The 16,598-nt window shown below is 57.3% G+C and carries 20 protein-coding genes; 4 read left to right on the top strand and 16 right to left on the bottom strand.

Features of this window, described 5'->3' with window-relative positions; translation table 11 throughout:
• The first annotated feature begins 82 nt into the window (after window positions 1–82).
• Window positions 83–874 (top strand): L,D-transpeptidase family protein, encoded by a 792-nt coding sequence (locus tag VN577_02450; GenBank protein HWR13662.1) that lies wholly within the window; start codon window positions 83–85, stop codon window positions 872–874.
• A gap of 27 nt (window positions 875–901) precedes the next feature.
• Here the strand turns inward: VN577_02450 and VN577_02445 are convergent, their stop codons facing one another.
• The 12 genes from VN577_02445 to VN577_02390 all read right to left on the bottom strand — a co-directional run bounded on the left by VN577_02445 (window position 902) and on the right by VN577_02390 (window position 10,999).
• The gene (locus VN577_02445; GenBank protein HWR13661.1) at window positions 902–1,747 is read right to left on the bottom strand and encodes an amidohydrolase family protein; all 846 of its coding nucleotides are present in this window, start codon (window positions 1,745–1,747) and stop codon (window positions 902–904) included.
• 6 nt (window positions 1,748–1,753) lie between these two features.
• The gene (locus VN577_02440; protein HWR13660.1) at window positions 1,754–2,077 is read right to left on the bottom strand and encodes a rhodanese-like domain-containing protein; all 324 of its coding nucleotides are present in this window, start codon (window positions 2,075–2,077) and stop codon (window positions 1,754–1,756) included.
• Window positions 2,077–2,526, bottom strand: a complete 450-nt coding sequence (locus VN577_02435) for a nuclear transport factor 2 family protein (protein HWR13659.1) — start codon at window positions 2,524–2,526, stop codon at window positions 2,077–2,079. Before VN577_02435 ends, VN577_02440 begins: the two co-directional genes overlap by 1 nt.
• Window positions 2,526–3,113 carry a hypothetical protein gene (locus VN577_02430; GenBank protein ID HWR13658.1) on the bottom strand — a complete coding sequence of 196 codons (588 nt, stop codon included), beginning with the start codon at window positions 3,111–3,113 and terminating at the stop codon, window positions 2,526–2,528. The genes VN577_02435 and VN577_02430 overlap by 1 nt, the downstream gene beginning before the upstream one ends.
• Window positions 3,113–3,586, bottom strand: coding sequence for a hypothetical protein (locus VN577_02425; GenBank protein ID HWR13657.1), 474 nt, complete (start codon window positions 3,584–3,586; stop codon window positions 3,113–3,115). Before VN577_02425 ends, VN577_02430 begins: the two co-directional genes overlap by 1 nt.
• Complete coding sequence (locus VN577_02420) at window positions 3,571–4,347, bottom strand: enoyl-CoA hydratase/isomerase family protein (GenBank protein ID HWR13656.1); 777 nt, start codon at window positions 4,345–4,347, stop codon at window positions 3,571–3,573. Before VN577_02420 ends, VN577_02425 begins: the two co-directional genes overlap by 16 nt.
• 88 nt (window positions 4,348–4,435) lie before the next feature.
• Window positions 4,436–5,611: a Phenylacetic acid catabolic protein gene (locus VN577_02415; GenBank protein ID HWR13655.1), complete on the bottom strand. Its 1,176-nt coding sequence runs from the start codon at window positions 5,609–5,611 to the stop codon at window positions 4,436–4,438.
• 90 nt (window positions 5,612–5,701) lie between these two features.
• Window positions 5,702–7,171, bottom strand: a complete 1,470-nt coding sequence (gene betB / locus VN577_02410) for a betaine-aldehyde dehydrogenase (protein HWR13654.1) — start codon at window positions 7,169–7,171, stop codon at window positions 5,702–5,704.
• A gap of 61 nt (window positions 7,172–7,232) precedes the next feature.
• A complete protein-coding gene (locus VN577_02405; GenBank protein ID HWR13653.1) occupies window positions 7,233–8,039 on the bottom strand; it encodes an enoyl-CoA hydratase/isomerase family protein in 807 nt (268 codons plus the stop codon).
• Window positions 8,040–8,064: 25 nt separating this feature from the next.
• Entirely contained in the window at window positions 8,065–8,757 is a 693-nt protein-coding gene (locus tag VN577_02400; protein HWR13652.1) for a TetR/AcrR family transcriptional regulator, read from the bottom strand.
• A 147-nt stretch (window positions 8,758–8,904) separates the two neighbouring features.
• Window positions 8,905–9,681 carry a hypothetical protein gene (locus VN577_02395; GenBank protein ID HWR13651.1) on the bottom strand — a complete coding sequence of 259 codons (777 nt, stop codon included), beginning with the start codon at window positions 9,679–9,681 and terminating at the stop codon, window positions 8,905–8,907.
• A gap of 52 nt (window positions 9,682–9,733) precedes the next feature.
• The gene (locus VN577_02390) at window positions 9,734–10,999 is read right to left on the bottom strand and encodes a CBS domain-containing protein (protein HWR13650.1); all 1,266 of its coding nucleotides are present in this window, start codon (window positions 10,997–10,999) and stop codon (window positions 9,734–9,736) included.
• Between the two features lie 167 nt (window positions 11,000–11,166).
• Between VN577_02390 and VN577_02385 the strand changes: the two genes are divergently transcribed.
• Window positions 11,167–11,613, top strand: a complete 447-nt coding sequence (locus VN577_02385) for an ATP-binding protein (GenBank protein HWR13649.1) — start codon at window positions 11,167–11,169, stop codon at window positions 11,611–11,613.
• On the top strand, window positions 11,610–11,954 hold the full coding sequence (locus VN577_02380; protein ID HWR13648.1) for an STAS domain-containing protein: 345 nt from the start codon (window positions 11,610–11,612) through the stop codon (window positions 11,952–11,954). Before VN577_02385 ends, VN577_02380 begins: the two co-directional genes overlap by 4 nt.
• Before the next feature lie 78 nt (window positions 11,955–12,032).
• Here VN577_02380 and VN577_02375 read toward each other — a convergent pair whose 3' ends face one another.
• The 4 genes from VN577_02375 to VN577_02360 form a co-directional block, all read right to left on the bottom strand.
• A complete protein-coding gene (locus VN577_02375) occupies window positions 12,033–12,725 on the bottom strand; it encodes a hypothetical protein (GenBank protein HWR13647.1) in 693 nt (230 codons plus the stop codon).
• Window positions 12,726–12,732: 7 nt separating this feature from the next.
• A complete protein-coding gene (gene ruvC / locus VN577_02370) occupies window positions 12,733–13,236 on the bottom strand; it encodes a crossover junction endodeoxyribonuclease RuvC (GenBank protein ID HWR13646.1) in 504 nt (167 codons plus the stop codon).
• 9 nt (window positions 13,237–13,245) lie between these two features.
• On the bottom strand, window positions 13,246–13,893 hold the full coding sequence (locus tag VN577_02365; protein ID HWR13645.1) for a hypothetical protein: 648 nt from the start codon (window positions 13,891–13,893) through the stop codon (window positions 13,246–13,248).
• Between the two features lie 402 nt (window positions 13,894–14,295).
• Entirely contained in the window at window positions 14,296–15,063 is a 768-nt protein-coding gene (locus VN577_02360; GenBank protein ID HWR13644.1) for a hypothetical protein, read from the bottom strand.
• A gap of 412 nt (window positions 15,064–15,475) precedes the next feature.
• On the opposite strand from VN577_02360, the gene VN577_02355 reads away from it, so the two are divergent.
• Window positions 15,476–16,591: a DUF4118 domain-containing protein gene (locus tag VN577_02355; GenBank protein HWR13643.1), complete on the top strand. Its 1,116-nt coding sequence runs from the start codon at window positions 15,476–15,478 to the stop codon at window positions 16,589–16,591.
• Window positions 16,592–16,598: the final 7 nt, after the last annotated feature.

The raw sequence follows: 16,598 nt of genomic DNA, 5'->3' as shown, positions 1-16,598 counted from the left end.
GACCGGCCTTTCTTTTTCCGTAGCGAAACCAAAGAATGCCTTCCCACTTTCCGAAACTCCCGGGACTTCGTAAGATTCTCACGTGAACCGCTACCTTGTGTTCTTGCTCCTGTTTTCGCTGATTACCGTGAACGTCTCCGCTCAGAAACGCACCCGCAAGCCCACCGGGAAAGCACCAACCAGAGCGGTGGCGATGCCACTTCCACAGCCTTACCAGGAAACGCTCGGCAACGCCAAGCAGGCTCTTGTCGTTACCACGCCCGGTTGGAATAACGTTTCGGGCACTCTCATTCGTTACGAGAAGGTCGGGGACCAGTGGCGACAGGTCGGGGAAAACGTTCCGATCGTCGTCGGCAAGAGCGGCCTCGGTTGGGACGCCTTGATCGAACTGCCTGCATCCATTAGCGATCCGATCAAGAAAGAAGGGGACGGGCGCTCACCCGCCGGTATCTTCCCCATCGTAGAAGCCTTTGGCTTCGATCCCACCACCCCCGAAACCAAGCTTCCCTACCGTCAGCTTACGGAATCCATCGAGTGTGTCGACGACCCGAACTCCCGCTCGTACAACCAGATCGTCGACGTCAAGCAGATGAGCCACACCGACTGGGACAGCTCCGAAAAGATGCGCACCATTGACGTATATAAATTAGGCGCGACTGTCGACTACAACCACCTCAAGGTAGCAGGTGCAGGTTCATGCATCTTCCTGCATATCTGGAAAGGTTCGGACCGAGGCACCGCCGGTTGCACGGCGATGGAAGAACGCAACCTTCAAGAAGTTGTGCGCTGGCTCGACGCAAGTAAAAGCCCGGTGCTCATTCAGTTCCCCGCACCGCTGTACAAACAGCTAAAGGACTCCTGGCAGCTTCCGTAGCCCAACCGAGACCTCCCGGACCTATCGCTACTCCGGCCATATCTCCAGCGCGGTCTCTGACAATATCGCCCGCTTCGCCGGTTCGCTGATGTCCAACGCGCGGAAGTCTTCCAGGTTCCGCTTGATGTCCGGCACGCCTGGTCCCGGCCAGTCCGTTCCGAATAGCGTCTTCGTCGCGATCTCCTGCAGCCGCGGGAAGTACTCCAGTAGCGTGCGCGGCGGAATGCCGCTGATATCGAGGTACACATTCGCGTGCCGCCGCACCAGAAAGAACGCCGTATCCATCCAGATCGGACGCCCTCCGTGTGCCACAAGTATCTTCAGCTTCGGGAAATCAATCGCGACATCGTCAACATAGATGGGATCACCAAACTTGCTGCGCGCCTTTGGGAACACCGACGTCCCCGTATGGATCATCACCGGCACGCCGCTCTCTTCCGCCACACGGTAGATCGCTTCCAGGGCCTTGTTGCCGTTCAGGTAGTCATTCGGATACAGCAACTGGTGCGGCGGATGAACTTTGAACAATCTCACGCCGGCGTCGATCAATCGCCGTACATCGCCTTCCGGATTGCTCGTAAGCTTGGGATGCACGCCCCCACACGGCAGCAACCGTTCCTTATCCGTGGCGCAGTACTTCAACACCCACTCGTTTACGTCCATGGTGAAGCCTAGTGTCTCGGGAGCTGCGTAATTGATCAGCACCGTGCGATCAATGCCGCAGGCATCCATGTATGCGAGAAACTTTTTGGGATTCTGACTGAACTCTTCGATTTCAGCGTGATTGGGCCGCTTCTTGTGCATCATGGAGGCGGCCGTCGGATCCATCATCCAGTACGGCTCGATGTGTACGTGGCAGTCGGTGATGAGCATGCGCGCCTAGTATATCGGCACACTCGGATCAATCACACGCGACCAGCGATCGACGCCCCCGCGCAGCGATTGCACCTTCTCGAACCCCTGCTGCGCCAGCCACGCCGCCACGTTCGCCGACCGGACACCATGGTGACAAACCACCACCACGTGCTCCTCCGGATCAAGCTCCTGGTGCACCCTTGCCGGTATCTGGTCCATCGGGATCAGCTTCGAGCCCTCGATCCGTGCCGCATCGTATTCCCACGGCTCGCGCACATCGAGCACAGTCAACTCTGCGCCGCCATCCAGCTTCTGCTTCAGTTCTTCCGGTGTGATTTCAAATTCCATCAGCGCCTGTTCTCTTCCTTCACCAATGTTTCCTGCGCAGATACCGCCTGCCACCGATGGTCGCGATAGACGAACACATCGGTGAATCGCACATCGGCCAGTGGCTTGCCCTCACTCGTTGTTAGATGGTTCACTCCCCGCACCACGCCGGTCCCGCCAAGCAGGACCGCCTCGACATTACGCAATTCCTGCTTCGCCGGCCGACGATGCGGCAGATCACTCATGACTTTCTGCCGGTCGCGCAACTCACCGTAAACGCCCGAATCCTTGAACTCCGGAGCAAGAATGCAGGCAAGCGAATTCGCATCTGTCTTGTCGAGCGCAGCCACCCAGCGATTCTCAGCACGAAGCAATCCTTCTTTCGTCTTCGAATCATGAACAGCACATGCCGCGTGCCCCAATATAGGCACACTCGACAGCAACAAGACCATGGCGGCTATACGCATCATCACTGGCCCGGAATGTCCCCTCTACGGAACGCCTCCACCTGCTCCGCATCCGACATCTTCAACGTGTACGGGACCCACTCTCCGCGATCGTTCATCACCGCCACATCGAGGTCGCCTTCGTGCTCGCCGTGAAACTGCCATAGGATGTGCTGTCCCTCGCGGTTCGAAAACCCCTCATTGTCGGCCTGCAGGACGCCACCGAACTTCTTCCACAGATACGCCTGCACCCGCTCGACCGCCAGCCATCCATCATGCACCTTCGTCCCGCTCATCGGATGCAGCACGTAAACCGTCTTCACATGCGTGAAGAAGTGCTTCAGCCACTCAACCGCGCGCAGCGGACGCGCATTCTCCATCTCGCGCACCAGTTCATCCAGTTCCTGCTGACCCAATTCATCCGGCGCCACCGGATCGCGCTCGATCAACGCGATCTCCGGCCCATCCTTGTGCCGCAACAAAAGCTGCGACCACGCCTGCTCATCGCCGTCTTCCACGATCAACTCAAACTCCGGCCCCAGCACCGTCCGCAATTCCGCCAGCGGCGCTTTGGCATCGGATTCAGCAAGTACGCGGAGGTAGTTGGCCATTATGATGGTAGCCCTTTGAATTTGTTCGGATGTGCGGCGAGATCTTCCGCCAGTCGCTTGAATTCCGCTCCGTCACCCTGCAGAAAGTCCTGAGCAAACGTCACAACATCGTGCGCAAGAGCTTCAAACTGCGATTGAAACTCCTCACCGAAAGTTGGATACAGGTGCTTCACGCCTAACTGTGTCATGTAATCGGTGTGACTGAGCTGAGTTCCCCCAACTCGATACGTGACCAACCCTAGCGAATCACGGACATGAAATTCAAACCTTCGATTCCCTTTCACGAAAGCTCCCGAAGCATAGGCCCCGCCAGAACTCCTACCGCTCGATTCCTTCCTGAACTTGAAGCCACTCGGATCGAAGATAGGCTTCAGAATTGTGGCGCCGTGTCTTAGAACCCTTTCCGGATTCGCCATCTGCCTCTTTCGGCTGAACAAGCGGCTGAACAGTCCCATACCTACCGTCCCGTCCACCTCGCCGGCCTCTTCTCCATGAACGCCCTCACGCCTTCCACCGCGTCTTCCGTCTTCATCAGTTCGTCAAAGTAAATCTTCTCCGCCCGATCCAGGCCTTTGTCCCAATGCGCGGCATTCCACGCGTACAGCGCCTTCTTCGTGATCGCCAGCGCCGCCGGACTCAACTGCCCCATCCTGTCGCACGTATCATCCACGATGTCAGCCAGTTCGTCTTCCGGGAGCGCTTCGTTCGCCAGTCCGATTCGCATCGCCTCTTCGCCAGATACCTGACGTCCCGTCAAAATCAACTCCGCCGCGTGCTTCTGCCCGACGACCGCCCCCAGCAATGCGCACGCCGCCGGAGGAAAGCATCCCAGCGATATCTCCGGAAATCCCCAGTTCGCCGAATCCGTTGTGAACACCATGTCGCAGACGGCCGCCAGTTCCGCGCCTCCGCCCAGGCAGGTTCCCCTCACGGCGGCCACGGTGACTTTCTTCGACGTGATCACAGCCCGAATCACCGCGTGGAACTTCGTCAGCATTTCCTGCACCCGTTCGGGCATATGCGCCGCCACGTCCACTCCGGCCGAAAATGCTCGATCGCTGCCGCCAAACACCACGGCCACGATGTCCGTCCGCTGCTCCACTTCCGCGAGTACGGACAACAACTCATCCATCATTTTCAAATCGATTACGTTTACGGGTGGATTGGCGAAGATCACGCGCGCAACAGGCGCCTGCATCGCCACCATAAGGCGGGAATAGTTCTGGTCGGCCATCTCAAGTTTCTCAGTGCATCAGTATCTCAGTTCGTCAAAAGTTCCGCGAGTCGCATCTGACGAACTGATGAACTGACAAACTGAAGAACTAGATATTGATCGCCATCTTCCGGGGTTCGGCGATCGTCTCCAGCGGGTCTTTAGCACCAGCCTTCGGCACAATCCAGTTCTTGTCGTTGTTGATGATCTCCAGCAGCAGCTTCTTATCTTCCTCGTTCGGCGTGACCTCACGAAAGTGCTGCTCGTACTCTCGGTCGCCGAGCGGCCCGCCGGTCTTCGCGTGGAACTTCTGCCCGGCATACTTCCCGATCGCACGGTTGAACTTGATGTCCGGCGCGTACAGTGGATCATTTCCAGGCTTCAGGCATTTATTGAAGCGCTCGATCAACCCGGCCACTTCGTTCCGGTACAACGTTCGGTTGTAGTCGTTCAGATCATCGAGGTCCGCTTCCGCCTGGTTCTGCGGCTCGTCATAACGTCCCTTGATGCCCCACACATACGCCCAGTGTGCCGACGACGAATGGTCGGTCCCAAACAGGTCGTACGAAGTCGAAATCCACTTATTCAGATACTTCTGGATCAGCCATGCCGGAATTTTCCCCGCCTCCACCACGCGCCGCAGCCCATCATTTCCCGCGCCCATGTGGAACGCCTCTTCCCGCAGCATGTACGACATCGACCGACCCAGCGGCGCAAACGCCGAGTACTTCAGCATCTGCAACTGGAACTTCCCGTCGCGGTCCACGAAATCGGTGTACGTGTAGAAGTCCATCCAGTTATCCACGTCCACGTTGAAAGCGCCCAGCAGACGCTTGTTTTCAAACGCCCGCCGCTCCAGCATCTTCTGTGCTTCGACTTTACCGGTGTAACCGAAGAACTCCACCAGCAGCGCGCACATCTGCCAGCCGTGACGCATCTCCTCGATCATCACGCGCGTCAGCGCCTTGCGATCCCAGTCCGTCGGCGCGGTCTCGAACAACCACCGCTGCTGCTCCACGCTCGCAAATTCCGTGTCGCCCTGGTACACGATCATGTTCAGCAGCGCGTCGCGCATCTGCTGGGTCGGGATCTGGCGCAGGTTCTCCCACTTCTTTTTGCCTTTGTAGTGGCCGAACTGGATTTCGTCGGTCTCGATTTGGCCGAAGAGCGTGTCGAACTTGAACCCGGCAATTTCGTCCCGATTCACGCCAATGTCTTTACGCCATTCTTCGAACAGACCTTCCCAGTCACTGAACGTGCCAATGCGCATCACTTTTCCCGGCATATGTACCCCACTTCTTGGCCGCCCCACGCGGCCTCGAACTTGTAGCGCCGGCGACTCGCCGGCTGTCGTGTGGGCGCCTTGCCCACACACTTAAAGCGATAACCACACCGTCTTCAATTCCGTGTAATGCTCCACCGCATGGATACCCAGCTCGCGCCCGAAGCCCGACTGCTTGTATCCGCCGAATGGCAGCGCGGCATCCATCAATCCGTAGGTATTGATCCACACCGTCCCGGCCCGCAGACGCTTGCTCAGCGCGTGCGCCCGTTTGATGTCCTTCGTCCAGATCGCCGCCGCCAGCCCATACACGTTCTGGTTCGCCAGCGCCGCAACCTCATCGACATCATCGAAGGTCAGCGTTGCCAGCACCGGACCGAATATCTCTTCCTGTGCGATACGCATGTCGTTCTTCACGCCGCCAAAGATGGTTGGCTCGATGAAGTAGCCGTTGGCGTCACCAACGCTGACACGATTACCGCCAGCCAGCACCTGCGCTCCATCTTTCTTGCCAGCCTCGATGTAGCTCATCACCGTCTGCATCTGCTTCTCGCTGACGATCGCTCCCAGCCGCGTCTTCGGATCGAAAGGATCCCCCGGCCGCAGCTTCTTTGTGCGCTCAATCAGCTTTTCCACGAACTGATCGTGCAGGCTTCGCTCCACGAACAGGCGTGACCCCGCATTGCAGACTTCACCTTTGCCGTAAAAGATTCCGTTGATGGCGCCCTTCACGGCGTTATCGATATCGGAATCGGCGAACACGATATTCGGCGACTTGCCGCCCAACTCCAGCGTTACCCGCTTTAGCGTATCGCTGGCCGACTTCATGATTTCCTTGCCGACCGCCGTCGATCCGGTAAACGCGATCTTGTCCACCTGCGGATGCCGCACCAGCGCCGCGCCCGCTTCCGGGCCACCCGTGATGATGTTCAGCACTCCCGCCGGAAGCCCCGCTTCCAACGCAAGCTGTCCGAAGCGCAACGCCGTCAGCGGCGTCTGCTCCGCCGGTTTCAGGACTACCGTGTTCCCGCATGCCAGCGCCGGACCCAGCTTCCAACTCGCCAGCAGCAACGGAAAATTCCACGGAATGATTGCGCCCACAACTCCCACGGGCTCTCGCAATGTATAAGTGAACGCGTTTTCATTGGTGTTCACCGTTTCGCCGTGGATCTTGGTCGCCAGCCCCGCGTAGTAACGGAACACATCGGCCACCATTGGCATATCCACGTAGCGCGATTCGAAAATCGGCTTGCCGTTGTCGAGCGTTTCGAGTTCGGCAAGCTCTTCGATGTTCTGGTCAACCAACTCGGCGATGCGCCACAGCACCTTGCCGCGCTCGCTCGCCGACATCCGCCGCCACTTTGAGTTGGGATCGTCAAAGACAGCCCGCGCCGCCTTCACCGCCCGATCGACATCCTCCGGCCCAGCCGAAGCAATTTGCGTGATCACCTCACCGGTCGCCGGGTTAATCGAGTCAAACGTCTGGTGATGCGACGAGTTCGTCCACTCGCCGTTGATGAGCAGTTTTCCCGGTTCAACTTTTGCCGTACTTGCAGTTAGCATGATCGATCAAGTGTGGGGAGGTTTTCCTGGCCTCCATCCCCTAACCCCTATCCCCTGTTCTCTACTTCGCCGTGAACGTCGCCGGCCTCTTCTCGACGTACGCGTTTAGGCCTTCCTTCGCGTCCTGTGAGTTGAACAGCAGCGCCTGAAGTTCGCGCTCAACCGCCAAGGCGCTTTCCATCGGCAACTCCCAACCGGTCTGCACCGAGCGCTTGATGTGTCCCACGGCCTTTGCCGCTTTGTTCGGCGGACAGAACTGGCGCGCATACTCCAGCACGTTCTCCATGAAGCCGTCGCGATCGAAGATGTCGTTGACGATGCCCATCTCCTTCGCTTCCTCGAACGTGTAGGTGTTGCCGGTCACCATCAACTCAATCGCCTTCGACTTTCCCACCAACCGCGACAACCGCTGCGTTCCGCCGGTCCCCGGCAGCACGCCCAGGTTCACTTCCGGCAGTCCGATTTTGCCCGCGTCCTGGCGTGCGATCCGCAGATCGGCCGCCATGGCGATTTCAAGTCCGCCACCCACGCAATGTCCGTTGATGGCCGCGATCACCAGCTTCGGCGTATGTTCCAGGCGCAACAGCGTCTCATTCGCGTGCAGGCAGAAGTAGTACTTGAACGTCGGATCCACGCTGGCCAGCATTTTGATGTTCGCGCCCGCGGAGAAGAACTTATCGCCCGCGCCCGTAAGCACGATCACGTGGACATCGTTGTCCATGCGCGCCTTCAGAATGGCGTCATCCAGTTGGCGATTCATCTCGTAGGTGTAGGTGTTCGCCGGTGGATCGGTCATGGTAATCACGGCGACGCCTGCTTCCGTGCGATAGTCAATCAGTTTGCTGGTTTCAACAGTCGTGGTGGCCATCACAAACTCCTTCTTTCGTAGCTCTTTAATCCCGGCGCTTTCGTCCGGTTGGTTTAGATTCCGAATTCCCCATCGGCGTCCCTTGATTCAGCACGCCCCGCAGAAAAATTTGTGACATTTGCTGCGTCAGCGCGTTTGCGTCACCATCCACGCGCGGATTGTGCCAGGTGTAAATCCAGTTGATCATCCCGAACAGTGTCACCACCGCCGTGCGCGTATTCACTGCGCCAAACCGCTCGCCATACTCCGCGCGAAGCTCTTCCACAATCTGTGTGCCGATCCGGTAATACTCCCGCTTGATGGCCTGTATCTCTGTGCCGAATTCGTTCTTCAGCGTCTCGTCTTCATGCGAGAGCACCGTCATCGCCTTTCGGTTCGCGAGGAAGTATTCGAGGTGGTTATGAATGAACACCTCCACCTTTTTCTCCGGGTCGTTGATCAGCTCCAGCTTCTGCTTAAGATTGCGGACGACCGTTTCAAACGTGTGCTTCTGAATCAGGTACAGCAGTCGCTCTTTGGATTCGAAGTAGTAGTACAGCCCCGCCAGCGACATTCCGGTCGCGCGCGATAGGTCGCGCATCGACGCGGCGTCGTAGCCTTTCTCGTAAAAGACATCGGTGGCGTGGTCGAGAATTTCCCCAAGGCGCTGCTCAAACCGCTCCGTCTCGCGACGCGCGGCTTCGCCGTTTCTTTTCGGACGTAAGACACTGGTAGCCATACTTGAACGGTACTGGGACGAGCGTTCGTCCGTCTGTGACCCTCACCAGCCCAGACCCGGACCAGATCACGAACGCCCCACGCGTTCGTGAACAATTCGAACGTTCGTTAGAATTCTAAGTCAACTGCCTTAGCCGCGCAACCCGCCCTACTTCCCGAATAGCTTCGCTAGTACGCCCTGCTTCTTTGCCGCAGCCAACTTCAACTCCTCCAAAACCTTCTCCGTTTCATCATCGGCAAGCGGAGTGGTGTCTTTTCGCATCCGGATCATTTCCTGGAATCCGGTAAAGTGATCGACGCAGTAGAAGCAGTCACGGATATGCTGTTCCGCGAGGTCCCGTTCCCGCCAACTGATCTGGCCATTCACGAGATTGTTGAAGGTCTTCAGCGGAAGGCAATCGTCGGCTTTAGTCTTCTCAGCGGCTTCGATCAGCGACCGGGCCGACGCGTTGAATGCGTCCGCGGTCATGGCCGGAAACAGGTCCTTCAGGCGCTGGTCGGCAATTCCCTTCACTGCTTTGGCGGTCGCTTCCGCGTTCATCATCATCGGCGCGATCTGCGGAGCGTCGTAGCCCTTCACATACAGCCACATCACCTCGCGCTCCACCACGTTCAAGTCCTTCACGATCTCGCGGAACTGGTCGAGTGAGAGTTCGGGCACGGGCACGCGCGCAGCGATGCGGCCATAGGCAAACACAAGCTCACGGAACGCCATCATGAACTCGCGCTCGTTCTGGAACTTGATGCCCTTGAACCACGCATTCTCGTCAGCGCGGGCACGCTGAAACACGCCAACCACGTGCTGGTCCAGTTCGGGCTTCAGCACCGGAAAGTAGTGCTCAAGCAAAGTTCGGGTCATGCGCCCGTAGTCGCGAACGAACTCCTGCCACCCGAGCCTCTCGCCCGCGGCGCAGTCTTCTGCCATGGTGAAAATCGTACGAATTGCCATCCCGGAGATGAGTCTAACAAAAGAGGAGCTACTGCTGTTGTCGCAGCAGGGCTATCACGTCGTCGGCAGTGATGACGCCTGCCAGTCCGCCATCGTCATCTACTACCGGCAGCGACATCAGATTGTATTTATCGAAGAGCTCTGTGAACTCGCTTTCACGTGCATGTAGCTTGCACGAGACCAGTGGCTCGGCCTTGATGTCTCCGAGTTTGGTGCCTGCTTCAGCGAGTGCGACGTTTTGCAGCGGCACCGCGCCCATCAGCTTCCATTCCAAGTCGACCAGGTACACCGTCACCACGCTCGACACATCGCCTTCAAACATCCGCAAGGCAGCGATGGCATCCTGCGCGGTCGCGTCCTCATGCAGCGCCACGTACTCGGTGTTCATTCGGCCTGCGGCGGTGTTCTCCTTGTGCTCGAGCAGTTCCTCCACTTCTTCGCGCTGCTCGGGCTCCATCTCTTCCAGGATGGCGTCGGACTTCTCTTCCGTCAGGTCGCCCAGCAGGTCGGCGGCGGCGTCAGGGTCCATCTCTTCAACGATGTCGGCGACGCGATCCTCGTCGAGCGACTCGACAATAGACCGCTGCAACTTGGGCTCGACCTCTTCCAGCGCCTCGGCTGCCACTTCTTCATCAAGCGTCTCGAAGATGGCTTCGCGTTCGGCCGGTGACAGGTCTTCAACGATGTCGGCGATATCGGCCGGATGCAGTTGACCGAGTTTGTCGTGAGAAATCTTGAGCTTCACGCGCCGCGCCGGATCGGTTTCGATGAGGTCCACGAACTCCCAGGGGATCAGCCGTGGCGGAATCTGACGGGTCAGACCGCGCAGTGCCGGGCCGGGCACAAGCCCCTTAAGGATGCGACGGACGAAGCCTCTTACGCCGACGTCGACAGCGCCGATCTTGAGCGCCAACTGGTCAGCCGAGGCATCTGCATGGATTTCGACATCATTGACGCGAACGACCTTGCGGCCGTTAACGTCGATGATCTGCTGATCCAACAGGTCGCGATCGAGCAGGAAGTAGCCTTCGGGCCCCGAATAAGGCGGCAGATCCGCGAGAGGCACCTTCGCTTTTACATAGCTGTTGATCTGCTGGATTTGGGATGGCTTGATGGCTCGCGTGCCCAGTTTCGTCTTCAGCAGGAGCAGCGAGATGCGGGCGGGATCTTCCTGCGGACAGATTGCGACTTCACGTACACGACCGGCCACGGCGCCCGTCGAGTCCAGGACCGGGGCACCGAGCACTTCGCTCAAGGTGAGATTCGAGGCCGGCATCAGTGCGAGAATACTCACTTGGAGGACGGGAATCCAGCGTCGTTATCACGCATTCTCGGTTCTTTCACGCATCTGCTTGATTGACACAAATGCACTTGGACAGGCACACTAGCCATTCTCGTAGGTAAAGTACCTGAATCCGGCCGGCAAGCCACGGGGCCGAATGAGACTGACAAACATTGAGCATGACGGCAAAACGGGTCGTCTACAAGCTGGATTCCACACTCGATAGCGTCAACGAAGTCGAGCAGAAAGCCAGTCAACTCGCGACGCAGTCGGGCCTGGACGAGGAAGCGGTCCAGCGCATCGAAATGGCTGTCCGCGAAGCGGCAGTCAATGCCGTCTATCACGGCAATGCCTACGATCCCAACAAGAAGATGACCTTTGCCCTGGAGCGTACGCCCGAGTCGATCATCATCACCGTGGCGGATGAAGGCAAAGGATTATCCGAGGATGACATCCCGGACCCGCTGTCGCCGGAGAACCTGTTGAAGCCTCATGGCCGCGGCATCTTCCTGATCCGTTCGTTCATGGATGAAGTTCGTATTCGTAAGTTACAACCTGGAACTGAAATTACTCTTATCAAGCACGTCGGTGGCCTTGGGGCAGACGGCAAGGAGAAATCGGAATGACGATGAAGTCCAACACCCGGCAGGTTGATGGCGTGACCATTGTGGACCTGAGCGGCCGTATCACGCTCGGTGAAGGCAGCACAATGCTACGCGACATTGTCCGCGACATAATCGCCAAGGGGAACAAGAAGATCCTACTGAACCTGGGCGACGTCACCTACATTGACAGCTCTGGTATCGGAGAACTGGTCAGCGCTTTCACCACCGTCCGCAATGGCGGCGGCGAGCTGAAGCTCCTGAACCTGACCAAGAAGGTCCACGACCTCCTTCAGATCACGAAGCTTTATACCGTCTTTGATATTAAGGACGACGAGGCGAACGCGATCCAGTCGTTCAAGTAGTTCTGGCGCTAATCCCAGCGCCCAAAACGAAAGCCCCAGCGCTCGTGGCTGGGGCATTTGTCTTTTCGGGTTAATTTTTTAAGGCTGACCGGCCGACTGGTTTGGTTTGGGGATCTTGGCTAGCAATGCCTCAGCCCGGCGGCGGGTGATGTTCATCATGCTGGTGTCCTTGGCGATCCGGGACAGGATGGGCTGAATAGCACCGATCTCTTCCAGGCGGCCATCGCCGGCGGCTTCTTCCATCTTCTTCAATTCGCTGTCCACCCCCAACTTGTCGAACCGATACTTCTCGGCAAGGCTCCGGCCACGCTCGATGGTCTCGGAGATGCCCTGAAAGATCGACGTGATCTGCTGTATCTGGAGGTTGCTGGACCAGACGTAAGAGGTCTGCTGCCGCTGGTGGTTGTCCTTGAAAGCGAGGGTCTTGTCGCCCGTGAAGGCAAGTTTGCCCTTCTTGTAGTTGAAGTCGCCCTTGAAGTAGTTGACCTGCTTGGCGAGGTCGAAGAGCTTGGTCCGGGTTGGTTCCGAAGCGACAAACTTGAGCATGTACGGGTCGCCTTCACCGGACGGCTTGGAAGACGACTGATACGAGGCCTTGCCAGTACTCGAGATGGAAATGCTGTAGTAGGGCGTTATCGCCTGGGGCCAATTGAGGGTGAAGGTGATCTCCGGAGCGGTATCGGTATTGTCGGTTCCGGGCACTGGCGCCGGCATTTGGGCGACAAGCACCTGACAGAGGGCAACGATGAGAATAAGCAGTGACTTTCGCATGAACCTACTATTTCGATGCTGCTGCCTGGCGCTGGAGTGTCCCCCAGGTATGCAGATGACAGATGGCAATTGCGAGCGCGTCGGCCGCGTCCGGTGACTCCGGAGGAGCCGAAAGCCTGAGCAAGGTGGTGACCATGTGCTGGACCTGCGACTTCTCCGCCTTTCCGTATCCTACAACAGCCGACTTGATGGAGAGCGGGGCGTACTCGGCCACGGCCAATCCGCAGGAGGACGCGGCGAGCATGGCGACGCCGCGTACCTGCCCAAGTTTCAGGGCAGACTTGGCGTTGACTGCGTAGAAGACCTCTTCGATGGCCACCATGTCTGGATGGAACTCGCCGATGACGCTACGCAGCGTATCGAAGACCTGGGTCAGGCGCTCGGCCATTGGCTTCCGGGGCGACAGCTTAATGGTGCCGCAGGTGACGTAGGCAAGGTCGCAGTCGTGCGGCTGCTCCACCACCGCATAGCCGGTAAACTCTGTCCCGCAATCGATGCCCAGTACGCGCACGAAAGCAGTTTAGCTCACCTGCGGCTCATTGCTCTTAGCTGAATCGCCTAGTGGGGATGAGACGGGTGGTTCGGGGTCCTGAGCGAGTTGCGCTGCGTAGATTGCGTCGAGTTCGGGGGTGATGCCGAAGTAGTCGGCATATTGTTTCTTCGAGCGTTCGTCTTTCATATTCGAAACGTACCTGAGATAGGTGCGGTAATCGTTGAGGGTGGCGACGTATTCGGACTCGTCGTTAGGTGCGTGGCCGCTGGACGAAGTGGAGTCTTCCGATTGTGCGCTGGCCTGCGCCTGTGCGGGTTGACGGACGTCTTCGATCATTGACAGCATCGATTCGGGAAGGTCGTGCTCCTTGGTTGACACGCTGCTGTCATAGGATTTGAGGGTGCGAAAGGCGATCTGGACAGCGCGAAGAGCGGCATTGGCGCGCGCGGGATCGAGATCGCCGGTGAGGACAGCCTGTGCGACGTGGAGGGCGGCAATCTGCATGGAAGGCGAAGTTTCAAGCGAGGTGAGCTGAATAACGGGCTTGCCGTTTCTGCGTGGCACATAACGGACGCGCGAGTGGTAGTAACAGAGGTGGCGTCCACGAAGAGCGGGACTGCCGCATTGAGTGTTGTTGTCGCGAATATATTCACAGCGATTGATGATGGCTGCCATGTCCTTCTTCCTGAATCTCCTCAAAAAAATCGCAGCGGGTATTTAAGAATCAACCACTTACGTGGGTACTTTTGCGTAAGTTCGTGATTCTGCACGCGTTGCGAGTAATGTATTTATTCTTCAGTTACTTACAGTGAATTGTTAAAGCGGCCTCGGCCTGCGCAGACCCGGCAAAGAAAAAGGGCGACCGAGTTAACGATCGCCCTCTTTCTATCCTGATTTCAGATTAACAAAACTGGCGGGGGCACCATGCCACAAATCCGAAACTTATATTTGCCGTTAAATGAAGAACTTACGAGAAATCGGAGGCTTGGACCCCCTTGACAGCGTTTTTCCCGGAATGGAACCACGGTGCCAATCTCCCCATGGCGGATACGCTGTCAATGTTCCGGTACCCCGAGTCTACTGCCCAGTCTTGTAGATGCCACCGCTATCGACATACTCTTGCTTCATCTCTTCCGATAATTCGTAGATTCGGTTATGTCCGTTCTCGCAGGAATACCAACCCGGTTCAAGCATCGAGTACCGGACACAGCGCTCTGTAACTCCCACTTTTCCCGTTTCCGAATCCCGATAGAGAAGCACTAGAAACAAGTAAAGATGAATCCTGCCGCTTCTAAAATCGTCGAACCCTGACGATGGTAAGACCGCCCTCGGAAGCGATGAGTTCATCTCCACACCAGCCTCAAACTCGGTCTTACTTTCGGGCTCTATGGCCGCGTAATGAAATGCGCCCTTCATCCCATGCTCAACCATTTGCTTCGTCTCGTTGGGACTAAACAAGTATCCGGATCCATATCGATAGCCAACTATTTTTGATTGCCCGATATTTTTGAACCGATACTTGACGAATATGCCACTGCGTTGCGGGACAAGAGTTAAATCGAAGTTCAGAACTTCCATCTTGGGTGGTGGCGGAGGGGCGGGCCATTGGTCAACTGCAAAGAACACGAAAGCGCCAGCTATCAAAACCAGAATAAGCGCAAAGATCCGTCCATTGCCTCCTAACCTATGGCTCAACCAAGACGCCGGATAGAAAGTCGTCACATAAGCCGCAACCACCATAGCTAAAAACAAAAGCGGTGTTTTGTGGTTTGCAATTCCCAACACTATGGTTATGGTTAAACACACCAAGGTCACAACCAAAGCAATATCGAATTTAGGTTTCACTCCGCTTAGAGCGATCGGTGGCGTTACGTTTCGCCCACCCGACTTGCTCCCCTTTTTTATCCTTCCAGACATGACACGTGTACCTTGTTCTTCTCGTGTAAGGGAGATAGCTACACCCGTACGGCGTTCATATTCCCTGCTACAGAAGTGGAATGAATTAAGGCGCGCTAATACTACACCGAAGCTTGCATGTGGACTATATGTGCCGTTAGATGAGGATTAGCTGAAAACCTAGGCGAAGACCCCGACGACACTTTACCGTCATGGGAAAGCGAGGAACAAATAACTGAGTAGAGTTAGAATTTGTCCGGTCAACGCCAGCAAGATACTATTTGGTTGCTTTGCTCAGTTGCGTGATGCAGATTCGCCCTGCTCCCATCCTCATCGGCGCGAAGCTTACAATAGCTCCCATATGGGCAAGCTGCTGCCCTCCTGGAAATACGCTCTGACGGTTGTCATCTGTGCGGGGTCGATGGCACTGCTGATCGGGCTACGCCCACACGTCGATCTCACTACCGTCGCGAGCCTGCTGCTGGTGGTGGTGATCATCATCGCGACGTGGGCCGGACGGGGCCCGGCACTGCTCGCTTCCCTGCTGGTACTGGTTTCGTTCAACTTCTTCTTTATCCCGCCGGTACATACTCTACGTATCCATGAGTCGCAAGACTGGATTGCGTTTGCCGCCTTCCTCTTTGCAGCGATCACGGTGGGATGGCTTTCGTCAGCGGCGCGGGAGCGGGCGGAAGAAGCCGAGAGACACCGCGCCAAGGCCGAACAACTCTACAAGGCGCTGCAAGAGGCGTTCGAGCAGGCGAGCCAGGCGGAAACGTTGCGTCGCAGCGAGAAGCTGAAGACGGCGTTGCTGGACGCGGTAACACACGATTTAAAGACGCCGCTGACGTCGATCAAGGCGTCGGTGACGTCGCTGCTCAGCACGCAGGCGGAAGGGGCGAGTTCGGAGCGCGAGTACTTGCAGGTGATCAACGAGGAGACGGACCGGCTGGATCACTTCGTCGAGGAGATGATGGCGCTGGCGCAGATCGAAGGCGGACATCTGCTGCTGCATCCGAGACCGACTTCGGCGGAAGAGGTGATTTCGAACGCGGTGGCGAGGGCAGACAAACGTCTGCAAGGCGCGCAGGTGCAAATCACGGTCCCGGATACGCTGCCGATGCTGGAGGTGGACGCTGCGACGATCTCGCAGGCGCTGTACGAGATCGTGGAAAATGCGGCGAAGTATTGCGGCCCAGCACGCCGGATCGCGATTTCCGCAGTGCAGCGCGACGCGACGGTGGAGATTGCCGTGGAAAACGACGGCATGCCGGTCCCGGAAGAACTGCGAACACGGGTGTTCGAGAAGTTGTTTCGCGTCCCAGGAACTTCGAAGAAAGACAAGGGTTTTGGATTAGGACTGGCCATTGCGCGAGGAATCGTGGAGGCACACGGTGGCCGGATCACGATGGAGGCCACACCTGAAAACCGGGGTACCGTGGTGCGGTTCACGGTGCCAGTAAGGATTGAAAGATGATTGCGGA

The organism is Terriglobales bacterium (genome assembly GCA_035561515.1).
In the GTDB taxonomy this organism is placed as follows: Bacteria; Acidobacteriota; Terriglobia; order Terriglobales; family Acidobacteriaceae; genus DATMXP01.
This window is presented reverse-complemented; position numbering and strand designations above follow the sequence as displayed.